The 12,746-nt window shown below is 64.1% G+C and carries 9 protein-coding genes and 1 pseudogene; 7 read left to right on the top strand and 3 right to left on the bottom strand.

What is annotated here, in order from left to right; translation table 11 throughout:
• The first annotated feature begins 94 nt into the window (after nt 1–94).
• From NP095_RS08355 to NP095_RS08385, 7 genes are read left to right on the top strand one after another with little or no spacing between them, the layout of a single operon-like run.
• Nucleotides 95–1,222, top strand: a complete 1,128-nt coding sequence (locus NP095_RS08355; protein ID WP_232416363.1) for a hypothetical protein — start codon at nt 95–97, stop codon at nt 1,220–1,222.
• Nucleotides 1,209–3,068 carry an AAA family ATPase gene (locus tag NP095_RS08360; protein ID WP_232416362.1) on the top strand — a complete coding sequence of 620 codons (1,860 nt, stop codon included), beginning with the start codon at nt 1,209–1,211 and terminating at the stop codon, nt 3,066–3,068. The genes NP095_RS08355 and NP095_RS08360 overlap by 14 nt, the downstream gene beginning before the upstream one ends.
• Complete coding sequence (locus NP095_RS08365; protein ID WP_232416361.1) at nt 3,047–3,691, top strand: 4Fe-4S single cluster domain-containing protein; 645 nt, start codon at nt 3,047–3,049, stop codon at nt 3,689–3,691. The genes NP095_RS08360 and NP095_RS08365 overlap by 22 nt, the downstream gene beginning before the upstream one ends.
• A complete protein-coding gene (locus NP095_RS08370; RefSeq protein WP_232416360.1) occupies nt 3,688–4,275 on the top strand; it encodes an FHA domain-containing protein in 588 nt (195 codons plus the stop codon). The genes NP095_RS08365 and NP095_RS08370 overlap by 4 nt, the downstream gene beginning before the upstream one ends.
• Nucleotides 4,272–6,878: a protein kinase domain-containing protein gene (locus NP095_RS08375; RefSeq protein WP_232416359.1), complete on the top strand. Its 2,607-nt coding sequence runs from the start codon at nt 4,272–4,274 to the stop codon at nt 6,876–6,878. The genes NP095_RS08370 and NP095_RS08375 overlap by 4 nt, the downstream gene beginning before the upstream one ends.
• An 8-nt stretch (nt 6,879–6,886) precedes the next feature.
• Nucleotides 6,887–7,609, top strand: a complete 723-nt coding sequence (locus tag NP095_RS08380; protein ID WP_232416358.1) for a PP2C family protein-serine/threonine phosphatase — start codon at nt 6,887–6,889, stop codon at nt 7,607–7,609.
• Between the two features lie 4 nt (nt 7,610–7,613).
• Nucleotides 7,614–8,387, top strand: coding sequence for a hypothetical protein (locus NP095_RS08385; RefSeq protein WP_232416357.1), 774 nt, complete (start codon nt 7,614–7,616; stop codon nt 8,385–8,387).
• A 266-nt stretch (nt 8,388–8,653) separates the two neighbouring features.
• Here NP095_RS08385 and NP095_RS08390 read toward each other — a convergent pair.
• From NP095_RS08390 to NP095_RS08400, 3 genes and pseudogenes are all read right to left on the bottom strand, one after another.
• A pseudogene (locus NP095_RS08390) lies at nt 8,654–8,801 on the bottom strand (IS3 family transposase); the annotation flags it as partial.
• Between the two features lie 314 nt (nt 8,802–9,115).
• The gene (locus tag NP095_RS08395; RefSeq protein ID WP_232416356.1) at nt 9,116–10,639 is read right to left on the bottom strand and encodes a hypothetical protein; all 1,524 of its coding nucleotides are present in this window, start codon (nt 10,637–10,639) and stop codon (nt 9,116–9,118) included.
• 1 nt (nt 10,640) lies between these two features.
• Entirely contained in the window at nt 10,641–10,877 is a 237-nt protein-coding gene (locus tag NP095_RS08400; RefSeq protein ID WP_232416355.1) for a hypothetical protein, read from the bottom strand.
• Nucleotides 10,878–12,746 lie beyond the last annotated feature (1,869 nt).

Raw genomic sequence — 12,746 nt, forward strand, 5'->3', positions numbered from 1 at the left:
CTGCACGCACGAAGGAATCTCGCTCAATTGCGCGAAACGCCCTTGAGCGCCCGGCGTTTCTGCCATTCTTTGCCTTTGTTCGGGAGGAGAGGCCTTGAGCGGACCCAAGGGGTACGACGTCGAGCTCGAACTTCAACTGCAGCGCGAACGAGAGCTCGCTGCCCAACGGCGGTCGTGGGCGGCAACGTACGAGTCGTTGGTCGAACTCCGAAAGGAGATCCGACGCGATGCCGTCGACTTCGATGTCACCGTTGCGTTGTCTCGCGCAGGGTTCGAATCCGCCCGGTGCGAAAATCCTTCGAATGCCGATCTCGACGAGCTTGCGCGCTTCCAGGCCGCCGTCGAGGTTGTCGTCTCGGGTGCACGTCGTGCGCGCACCGACGCACACGCACTTCGCACACGCTCCGTCTTGGCGGGACGGATCAACTCACCCGCCAGCGAGGCCAACCCATCAACGCGGGACGTCATCCCGCCACTGGCGGAACGTCTGGCCGAGTTGCTCGCCGAAGTCCCTGACACAGTGCGCGGTCCCCTGACCCGTCAGGTGGCGGAGCTCGGCGCGACTGATGCCGACGGTTCGAGCACGTCGTGGCTCACACTCACCCGCACAATCACCGACGCAGTCCGAGTATCGCGCGACGAGGAGCTACGTGCGAGGCTGGCTCGCGAGTTGGAGTCCGTCATCGCGCGGATCGATGGGCCGACAGCGGACGACCTGCGGGCGCAACTCGCCGCAGCAGCCGGTTCCACCGACGTCGAACGGCTACGTCCTCGATTGTTGGCGGCGGTTGCCGCTGCCGAACGTGAATCAGAACGTGCTCACGTCGTGCGTTCGGCCATCGAAGTCTGGCGCGAACTGGGCTATGTCGCCGACGCGGATCTCGTGGATCTGACACTCGCAGGCGGATCGGGTTTGCTCACGCGCGACGAGTGGCCCGATCACGCTCTGCAGATCCGCCTGGCCAGCGATGGCCTGGGCCTCGGAACGAATGTCGTGGCACTCACCGAGACTGACCCGCGACGTGACCTGGAGGTGGAGGAGGAAAGCTGTCGCGACATCCGATCCTTCATGCGCGGTCTCGACGCTCGCGGGCTTTCGACGAAGCTCTCGCGACACAAGGCCGCCGGCGAGCTCCCCGTCCAGCGACTGCGGCACCGGGACAGTTCGCCCACCACAGCGATCAAGGCAGAGCAGGACGCGGCGCGCCGTGAGCAGAACTGATCCGATGACACCGCGTGCGCTGGCGAGCGAGTTCCCGCATTGGCTGCGCGACGTCGATGCTCACCTTCCCGTGGCGGCCCAGTTTGTCCTGCACGGGAACATCCGCGATCGTCACCTCATCCCGGTCGACAGCTCCTTTCGATTCCTGGAAACGCCGCAGGCGCTCGCCGCACTTCTCGAGCTGAGCAACTATGCCGCCGTCATCACCTACGACCCGGTCGGCGGCTTGGGGCTCCAACCCGACACTGCAGAGTCCCGTTCCGCTCTCGCCCAGTTGGAACGAGGGCAGCAGTGGATCGAGCGACTTGGTCGCCCACTGAGCTTCGAGGCGCTCGGCGAACTCATCACCGCCGTCCAACCGGCGCAACCACGGGCCCGCGTTGCCTTGGCCATCGACTACGTCTCGCAGTTCTCACCGGCGGGAGCCGCCACGAGCGAGGGCCTGCACGGGGTGTTCCGTACCGCGTTGCATCGAATGCACCGGACTCGCCAGACCTACGTGGCCGACATGGAACGGACCTCGCTCTACAACCCGGTCTTCTGGATCGTTGATCGACCGTCAGACCTGCCCGGGTGGCTGGTGGGAGCCACCGACGGCAGCCACCCGGTGCCGATACCCCTTCCTGACCTCGATGCCCGCGCTCGTGCTGCGCGGCAACTTGCCGCCGGATTGAGCCAACGCGGAATGGGCGACTTCACCGACGACCAGCGCCGTGAGTTCGTCTCGCAGACCGACGGCATGACGCTGCGCGCGATGTTCGAGATCATCCAGCTCGCGAATGACCAGCGGTTGTCGACTGCCGAGTTCGAGAGCGCGATCCGCATGTACCGGGTGGGCCTGATCGACAATCCGTGGAACCAAGCAGCACTGAGACAGAACATCAGGGATGCCGGAACACTCATGTCGTCACGTGTCCTGGGCCAACCGGGCGCGATCCGCCGTTCCCTCGATATCTTGATGCGATCCACCACCGGACTGACATCCGCGCACACCGGAGGTCGGTCGACCGGACCGAGAGGCGTGCTGTTCCTCGCCGGCCCCACCGGCGTCGGCAAGACTGAACTGGCCAAGATCCTCACTGAAGTGATCTTCGGCAACCCGAACGCCTACATCCGTTTCGACATGAGCGAGTTCTCGAACACGGGGAGCGACCTGCGACTAATGGGCGCCCCGCCCGGCTACATCGGCCACGAGGCGGGCGGAGAACTGACGAACGCCGTCCGGCAGAAGCCGTTCAGCCTAGTTCTGTTCGACGAGATCGAGAAGGCCCACCCGCCGATCATGGACAAGTTCCTCCAGATCCTCAGCGACGGAAGACTCACCGACGGGTCAGGTGCAACGGTGCACTTCTCCGAGACAATCATCGTGTTTACGTCGAACAAGGGAATGGCCGATCCTCTACCGAACGGGGACTTGCCGACGGCGAAGTTGGGCTTCCCCGAGTTCGACGCGCACGTGCGTCAGTCGGTGTCAAGACACTTCGCCGAAGAGCTCGGCCGACCCGAACTGCTCAACCGCCTCGGCGACAACATCGTGGTTTTCGACTTCATCCGCACTGATGTCGCGACCGAATTGCTGACGAACTTCGTTGCGAACACCTTGGCCCGCGTCCGTGAATTGCACGCGATCGACGTGACGCTGGCTGAGACGGCTCACAAGACCCTGTGGCGTGAATGCTGCTCAGATCTTTCGATGGGTGGCCGCGGCATCGGACAACGAGTCGAGTCCGTCCTGACCAACCCCCTCGCCCGCGCAGTCTTCCTCCACGACGACTCCGACAGTCCGATCCACATCCGCAATTTCATCCGGGAGGAAGGTGGCGCATGGGCGTTGGACATCGGCTGAAAATCAACCGTATCGCTGCCCCGGTCACGTCTTTAGGGCCCGGTCGACGGCTCGGCCTCTGGGTCCAGGGTTGCACGATCGGATGCGCCGGATGCGCCTCCACAGACACGTGGGAAGCGGCAGGTGGAGTCGTCCGTCCTGTCGAGCAGCTTGTCCCCGAACTGGCAGATCGGCTCGACCAGCACGAGCTCTCCGGGCTGACGATCTCCGGCGGCGAGCCGCTCCAGCAGGCGACATCACTGACGGCCTTGTTGACTCGCATGCGACGGATTGGCGCACTGGAAAGCCGCGACGTGCTGCTGTTCACCGGCTACGCATGGTCTCGTGCTCAACGCATCGGGCCGCGAGTCCTCGACTTGGTCGATGCCGTCGTCAGCGGCCCCTATGTCGCCTCGCGTCCCGGGGACGGAAACCTGCTGGCCAGCGGCAACCAGGAGATGACGCTGCTCACGGACTTGGCGCGTACGCGATTCGCACGCCCGGACACTCGACGCATCCAAGTCGGTCAATCCAGCGGCAATCTCGTGATGGCGGGACTGCCGGACGCAGGAGACCTTGATCGATTCCGCCTGCTCATGGCTAAGCGAGGCATCGAGTTCGGGTCGGCGTCATGGGAGGCATGAGCGGTGGATTCCGCTGCGGCGGATGCCAGCAGGTGTATCCAGCAGACCCCGGCGTGTGTGGCATGTGTTCAGGGAGCTTCTTCGAACAGATCGTTCCAACGAGCCCCGAACTCGGCGAGGAGGCCAGCGCGCCGACCGGCGCCACCACCACTGTCGAGCACATGCTCTGCACCCGTTCCGACTGTGCGTTGCCGATCCCGACGGGACAGTCCCACTGTGACTACTGTGGGGAGCCCGCCCCGGCCGCGCAACCACACCCCAGGCTGACAGAGCCCACCCCCACCCCCACTCTCGTCGCTCCCGACGGCACCACCATTGAACTGCGCGAGGGCGTTCCCGTAGTGCTCGGGCGCAATCCCCAGCACAGTCCGTGGGCACGGCTCGCCGAGAGCAACCTCAAGGTCTCGGGACGGCACGCCGAGGTGGTGCTCCACCGCGGCGTGCTTCATGTGCGCGATCTTGGTTCCACGAACGGCACCTGGGTTCGCGGCATCAGGATCGACGGGGCCGCCTCCGTGCCAGTCGAGGACGGCATCGTCATCGGTCTCAGCCGCCATTTGGAACTGGAAGTGAGAACACCGTGAGCGACCATCACCCCACCGAATTCGACTCTCTTCCCGGCGGCCACGAGCCCACCGAACTCGATGGGATGTCCGACACTCCGACCAAGTCGATCCGCCGCAGCCTGCCGTCGACACTGGTCGACGAGTACGAGATCGAGTCACTCATCGGCCGCGGCAACCAAGCCGAAGTTTACCGCTGTCGACACACGCCCAGCGGCGACGTGGTCGCGATCAAGCTGTACACCACGCCGAACCACCGGCTCAATGATGACGTCATCAGACTCATCGAAGCAGCCAGTGACGAGCACGTGATCCGCACGCGATTCGGGCAACACGGCGACGAGCAATGGGAGATCCAGGAGCATGCCGCTTTCGGAACTCTGACCACTCTCCCCGAACACCCCATGGTCACGGTCAACGAGGAGTTCTACGCGCAGATCGTGCGCGAGTTGACCGCAGCGGTTCAGCATTCGCACTCCGCAGGCCTGATCCACCGCGACGTCAAACCGAGCAACGTGCTCGTCCGCGGGCTCGATCCCATCGACCTGGTGCTCGCAGACTTCGGCCTCGCCCGCGAACTGATGGCGGGGGCGGAAGCGGGATCGTCGTCGCACGGACGCGGCTACGGCTCACCCGAAGCCCTGCAGGGAGTACATGGATTTCCTAGCGACTGGTGGGCCGTCGGCATCACCCTGCTCGAGGTACGACAGGGACGATATCCCTTCGCTGACGCGGAAGGCCGACGCTGGACCGAGGCACGCATCTTCGCCCATCTGATGAGCAACGACGTTGACGTGTCGGGTCTCGACGGACGGTGGCAGATTCTGATCCGGGGCCTGCTGACTAAAGATCCCCAGCAACGGTGGGGTGGAGATCAGGTCCAACGCTGGCTGGCCGGAGAATCTCCTGCCGTCCACCGCGGAACCGTCGACACGACACCGACGAAATGGCAACTGGTGGCGCCCAACTGGGGCACCTTCGACAGTCCCGAGGCAGTCGGCCACGGACTCATCGACCAGTGGCAGGCGGCCGGTGCCTTCCTTAGTGGCAGGGGTAGGACCGCAACCCGAAATGCACTGGCGCGCACGGCTCATGCTGAGGCGGTGCACGCGCTGTTCGACCTGCACGATCGGGGCAGCCTGAGTACGAATGCCTTGTTGTTCGATCTCTCCCGGCAGTTGGCTCCCGGACGCGAACCCACCTTCCGTGGCCACGAATTGAGCAGCGAGAACCTCATCTCGGTGGGCTCGCGGGCGGCGAACGGCGACGCCGACGCCGCTGATTGGATTCGGCGTCTGCGCGAGGATCACATCCTTCAGTTGGCAATGGGACACCCTGAGCACCGGAAGTTCGTCGAGACCGACGCGATCGTGACCCAGTGGTGGACCGAGTTGGAGCAGTTGTCGGCATCACTGCTGGGGGCCCAGGAATCGTGGCTGCGTGATCAGCAAACCGGGGACGAGACCCCAGCCCTCCGGAGTGTCACCGCAGTTGTCACCGATTCACGCGATCGGATCGAAGGCGAACTTCTCTCGGCAGCGTTGGACTACCACCACGCGGCGGAACTGCACGCGAGATCGCGATCGACCGAGATCAACCGCGACACGGCCGGTTGGCTCGACCAACTCCGCTCCCGGCGACAATCAGGATCCCATCCGCCGTCGGACCTGCTCCTGATCCTCCTAGCGCCTGCGGCCGCAACCGACGGCCGATCCGTCGCCTCGGCCATCCGGGCACAGCGAAATCGCGAACGCTCCGAGCGCAGTGCGACCATCCGGGCAAACCGCGCCGGCCAAGCTCGTGCGGGGTTGTGGCCGAAGGTCTGGCTAGGCGTTCTCTACAGCGTCGGCGGTTTCGTCGCGTTCGTCGTCTCGACATCCGCAGGCGGTCCTGAGGAGATTCAGGCTGACTTGCTGAGGACTGCCGCTCAAGCGGTCGCTATTGGTCTGGCTGTCGGAATCGGTGCCGCCGTCGCGGCCGACGCTCTGGTCGGTCGACCATCGACGGTTGCGCTCGCCGTGCTCTTCCCGCTCGGTTTCTGGCTCGGCTGGGAGGGACTCTCCGAGTATGGATCGTTGTATCGGTGGGGTGACCCGCTCATCGGTGCCGGAACGGGATACCTAGTCGCGGCCGTCGCGACCTGGGCCATCAGACCCTGGAGCTGGTGGCCCACGGCCGCGGCCGAGGTCACGGGGCGCACCGCGCAGTGGGGCGAACGGCTGTCGCTGTGCGCCACCGTCGTGCTGCCCCTCAGCGTGTTCACGATGCTGTGGGATACCTCGCCAGAGACACGCATGGCATTGGGTGTTGTCGTGGCCGAACTACAGGCCGACGCCTGGCCATGGCTGGGGTCGGTCTACGACGTCTTCAACGAGTACGACCACTTCTTCGATGACCGCGGGGTCTGGTGGGCGATCCCGTCGGGGCTCGCCCTGTTCACGCTCCTGGCGTTCGAGAACACTCCGAGCCGGACGTGGCTGGAGCTCGCTCTGCTCACCGTCACCTTTGTGGCAGCTCTCGTGGCGGTCGTGTTCTTGTGGCCGCTCTACCTCACAGGCGTGATCATGATCTCCGGCGTTGTGCTTGTGCTGGGCATCGGTGCCTTCGTCCTGTCGAACTACTGAGGATGGCGATGAAGCTTCGGATCGGCGCCGCGACCCACCTGGGGTTGGTGCGCACGAGTCACCAGGACTGCCTCCACATCGACGGGTGGACCGCCTCATCGTCCGGAAGTCGGCTGCGGCACCACCTTGACGGTCACGGTGTCGTTGCCGTGATCGACGGCATGGGCGGGCACGCAGGTGGTGAGGTGGCGGCACGCATTACATCTGCCCATCTCGCGGACTGCCGCCTGGCGAACGCCACCAGCGCCGAAGACGTCGATCAAATTCTGCAACAGGTCTCCGATCACGTGCGTGGAGTCGGCGCCATCACCGAGGGCCACGCGAACATGGGGGCCACCATCGCCGGCTTCGTGGTCACGCCCGACGACCTGCTGCTGTTCAACGTGGGCGACTGTTCGATTCTGCGCATCACGGATGGATTCGTCGGACAGCTCGCCGTGATCGACAGGACCGACGTGGACGCGTCGGGGCGCACTCGGCTTACTCAATGTCTCGGCGGCGCAACTCAGGCAACGGTCGTCGACGCCCACGCTGAACGATTTGCACCTCGCGAAGCGGACGTACTCGTCCTTTGTTCGGACGGCCTGACGGACGTCGTCGACGATGCCACCATCGGCAGGATCGTCGCCCACTCGAAGGACGTGGTCCAGATTTCGGACGAACTCGTCAGCGCGGCGTGCCGGGCGGGCGCGCCTGACAACGTCAGCATCGTCGCGGTCCGGCTGGGCTGAGGAAATGCAACAACTGCTCGGTGGCGTGCTTGTGGGCACCGCCCTGGTCTGGGTCTACTCGTTGCTCATCCCCCGGTCGGCACTGCGCGATCGACGATTCAAGTCAGGCCGTAAGCCCATGACTTCGTGGGGCTCCCCCGAGGATGCCGCCGACTGGTCGGCGCCGGTCATCGCGCTGCTCGCACTCGCATCGCTACTGCCCACGGACGGAACCGGCGCGGGGACGTCGGGCGCCATACTCGGTGCAGCATGTGCGCTGATGCCGGGGGCGCTTCGCCCGATCCGCGACGCCGGCCTGAGCATCCTCGGCGCCTTCGCAGCGGTGGCCACCGTCGTCTCGGTTCTGAGCCCCGCGAACTGTGGCGGTGCGACCGCTGAGCGCGCCGTGGTGTTCTTCACGTCACTTGGCCTGTTTGCCGCGGCAACGCTGGTGTCGGTGGTGCGTCGCGGGATCAACCCGACAGTTGGCTTGGAGATGTTCGTGATCGCCGAACTGGCGGCCTTCCTCACGGCTCCGCTGGGGCTCGACCTCGTGGGAGGCCAACGGCTTGTCGGCAACGTGGTCGCGATCGCCCTCGGGCTACTGGTCGGCCTTGCACCAACCTTCCTCATGGGGGTACTCGCCCTCGCCCTCGCCGCAGCCTCGCTATGGGGCTCGGTCCTGACGTCCGGCTCGTGCGGAGACCTCGGCAGCGGGCACCAGATGACGACGCTCATCTGTGGCGCCGCGGCGTTCCTGATCGTCCGTGGCATCACTACGAGGTTCCAGGGTCGGTGACATCCTCGACGGCACAAGCCGCCAAGATTTCTGGTCGTCAATGCAGATCGAACTCCTCAACCGCAAGAAGGGGAAGACGCGCCTCGAACTGTCGAACGCGATCCCCGCATAGCATCGTAATCTTCCACAACCGACAACGCCGCCATTCTTCGTTGGCCTATCGCACATCCATCGAGCACGAAGTACTCTCCGAGAACAACCCCATCCCCGCCTGAGACTTCACAGCCAGAGGCCATGTAAATGCCCTCAATCTCGACCCGGGTCAGTTAGCCCAGGCCTCGTTGTCGACGCTTGCGGTGGGACTTGGTCTCGATCCGGCTCGCGATCGCGAGCCGGAGTTCCTCTCGTGTATAGCAGCGCTAAGTGTTCAGGACGTCCTTTCGCAGCAGGGATGAAAAACGACTCCATGGCTGCGGCAGGACACGAACGAACTTCTTGCATGTTGGAGATCCTGTGGTTCAAGCGGGAGGGTTTTCGACCCGCGCGACGACTTAGCGTCCCGGTCGGTGAGTTCAGCAATTCTTGCGACCGCCTTGCCCCGTGGTGCCAATCCGGCACGGCCGGAGGCTAGGTGAGCGTCCGGAGCAGATCACCCTTGTTGAGCGCCAACTCCAGCCCTTCTGCGCTGATGGCGAGCAACTCGTCGATCAATTCCGCGGGTAGTCCGTTGCTGCCGAGCACGGCCTCGACGATTTGCCTAGAAGTTGCCACAGCCGTCGTCGCTGCGGCTAACGCCTGCGCCTCGGCAAGGTCCTGGTCGTTGCGAAGGATCGCGCGCAGGCCCCCCGGCTGAGCGTCTCCACGACCTGGGCGCGGGAGCGGACGTCAATAAAGCGCGTTGCGACGTCGAGATACAGGCTCTGGCAGACGTCGGGCAGGCCGCGTGCGAAGTGCGCAACTGCGACTCCGGCATGGCCGCTGGCTACTGCTTGGGCAACCAGCGAGTCGTAGACGGCGCTCAGTTCCCGAACCGTGTGAGCGGAGTACAAGGGCGAGAAGTCGTGGACCGCCGCGCCGGACAGGTCCGGTCCGGCGATGACAAAGGCGATGGTGCCTTGCTGTTCGGAACAGATATGCACGTATCGGCGCGCGTCGAGGGCTTGACTATCGTAGTAGACGTCGATGGAGCCGGTCGCCACCCCGTCTTCGGCATCCGTCGGGACGCTCGCGAGCAGCGTGCGCCCTTCGAGTCGAACCGTGCACTCGCCGTGCTCAACTTGGATAGTCACGTCGTCGCCACCGAGGTAGACCCTTGGCCGAGCTTTCGAGATCTCCCTGTCCACCAAAATCAAGCCGGCATACAGTTCGGCCAGCTCAGGGTGGTCGGGCAACCTCAGCGATTCGAGCTTCTCCGCGAGTGCCTCGAGGCGTCGCTGGCCCCGCGCTGCCTTGTCTGCGTCGTAGCGAAGCGCGACCGCCCACTGAGGATCAGCCAAGGGACGTTCCTCCGCGGCCAAAGTCTCGAAGAGCTCAATCTGTGCTTCTGTCACGTGGGTGACGTCCCACAACCGGTTCGAGATGTACTCACGGATCGCGTTAGCGAACCTGATCTCCTCAACGTCCCGCTCCAAGAGAAGGTCAACGAGCTCCCAATCCCCGTAGATGTAGGTGCGCAAGTAACTTGCACACAGATCCGCTTCTTTAATCAATCGTGACGAGGCACACCACAAACTGCGCATCATCGACCGGGCGGAGAGGTACCCCAGCAGGTATCCGTTGCCTTCTGCGTCGAGGCGGTCCGCGTACACGTTCAGCCGGCGGTCCACGCCTCGGGGACTCATGCGTGCCGACGTAAGGGCCGCATTCGTCGGCATCGCCGCCATGGCCGGATCCAAGGCATATCCGGGAGCGAAGGCTCGACCGACCCCCAGAAAGGGCCTTGAAATAAAGTTGGAATCTTGGCTAACGCTGTCGAATTCCATGGTGAGGGCGATGCCTTCGGAAATGGGTCTCAGCATCTCAGTCGCGACCTTTGACGCGACGTACCCCTGGATGAGTGGGACGTCGGACGATGCCGCCGTCTCGATCCTTTCGACCGCCTGCTGACGAAGGCGAGAGTTGATGGCGGAGATCGTGTTGCCGACGGTCGACAGGAAGCACCAGTGATGGCTCGACTCGTGCATGAGCGGCAACAGCAACTCAAGGGGAGTAGTCCCGACCCCGACGAGGTCGTCGAGCTGATGGGAGACTCCGACGTTGGTGATGTTCGTATGATTTGAGAACGGGTCGGTCCAGCTTTGCCCGAGGCCCATCTCAGCCGCCGAGCGCCGCGATTGACGTAATGAGGTCCGGATCAAGCTTGAAGCCGTGGACCACCTGTTTGACGACTTCCGCTTCGGTGCTCGACTCATTCACGTCCACTTTTACGATTAGGACCTCACGCGTCCCGTCGGGCTGGACCTTCTCCGCGAGGACCTCGACCGACTTTCTGCGCCGCTTCTTTAGCAACCACGCCGCGATCGCTTGGATCACGAGCGGGCTGACCAGCAATACCGCGATGGTGACAGGCTCCCCGTGAGCGCCCGGGGCTCTTCTTCGAGCTTGTCGACCGTGCCGTCCGGGCCGACGAGTTCACTCAACTCGTCGAAATCGTAAGCGTTCGCTTGGAGGCGAAGCTCGGGAACTGTTGGATCCTGAGCCGGCGATGGTCGAATCATGTGCATTTCCCACTTGTCGTGTCCAGACGGTCGTGAGGACAGCAATTACTCCACCTTGAAACACCACGGGCATGATTGCAATGCTTTGCATGGGTGAATCGCACCGCCGGATCGAACCGCCCGTCGTCGGTTCTTCACGTCGGCGACCAGTCGTCGTCGGGGCACGGCGAGAGGCACGCGCCCCCGGCCTTTCAGGAGACCAAGTCTGCGATATTCGCTGCAACATCGAACCGTTGGCCGATGTGACTATCGATACGACTATCCGCAGCGCACCACGGCGAACCGGAGTGTTGCTCTATGCGGCTTCAGAGTCCCGGAGGGTAATTGGACGCGCTCTGACCTGCGGAAACGTGGGACCTGGAAGCAGTTGGACGCATCAGTAGAAGACGCGCTGGTCGTCCATGTCCCACAGGACGGCTTTCGGGTGCTTCCAGGGCGCATTCATGCTCTGACCTGCAGTTTCTCGAGAATTGGCGGCACTCACCATGGCTTCAAAACCGTCCGATGCGACTATCCATGCGACTATCCATGCGACTATCCACCCTAGATCGCGGGCCCGCGGCATAGAAACCCGGCGTGGCGCACGTCCCGCGTCCAGGTGCTTTCAGCACCGCAGGAGGGGTCCCGGCGCGCACCTGTCGGGTATGACGAACCACACCATCGCAGCCCCCATCCGCACCTGGGCCGAACTCCTGAACACCGACCGCGAGGTGCTGAACCGCACCGAGGTCGCCACCCTGCTCGAGCCGACCCGCGCACCATCGACCGCGCCATCGAGGACGGCACGATCACCGTCGTCCGCCTCGGCCGACGCCACCTCATCCCCCGGCGGGCCGACGACTCGGTCGTGTCGGTGATGCAACACCACTGGGCGTTACTGCAGGTCGCTTCCGATCGAGGGGACGTGAATGGTGCCGTGGTCGAGGACGAGAACGTCCTCAACGCGCTCTACCGTTCTGGACCGAACGCCGTCTTGGTGCGTTTGGTCAACGAACTCTGGGACGCCTGCCGGCCCTAAGAGCTTGTGGTCGATCAACGCAATCGCCGAAGGCCTCGGGGCGTGGGACCACGTGCCGAAGCTCATCGAGGCTGCCGAAAGTCGGGACCCCGACTCGGCGCACGAGATCATGGACCGGACGTACACCGCTGCCCGTGCAACCGTGCGTGATCTCCTCTCGACGCAACCCAAGAACGCCAGACAGTGATCGCGCCGCCGGGCGGGCCCCGCTGACCCATCCGAGTCGATGCGTGGCGCGGAGTTCGATGCGACTATCGATGCGGTTATCCGCAGCGCACCGCCACGAACCTGTGTTGTCCAATGTGCAGGTCGACCGTCTCGATGGATGACGATTCCGCCTCTGACCTGCGCTAACGTGGATCGAGAAGCCTCCCTATGCGTCAGTGAACGACGCGCCGGTCGTCCATGTCCCAGAGGGCTGCCGCCGAAAGCCGAAGGTCACCGTCCTCGAACCGCTTTGCTGACGTTGGAGTGGGGCCGGTACTCACGGTGACCCACGGCGCTTTCGAAGGGATAGGTCTTGCATGGTGACCATTTTTCCAGTGGCACACTCAGCGCCACAGTTCAGATGTCACGAACCGTGCAGCAGTCCCGCCCTCTGTCCTCCAACGCATCCGGTCCGACTTTCCGTGTCATCACCACCGCGTCGCAGGACCGAACGCAGGCCACTCCTGAGTCGAGCCC

Source organism: Aeromicrobium duanguangcaii, assembly GCF_024508295.1.
Lineage (GTDB): Bacteria > Actinomycetota > Actinomycetes > Propionibacteriales > Nocardioidaceae > Aeromicrobium > Aeromicrobium duanguangcaii.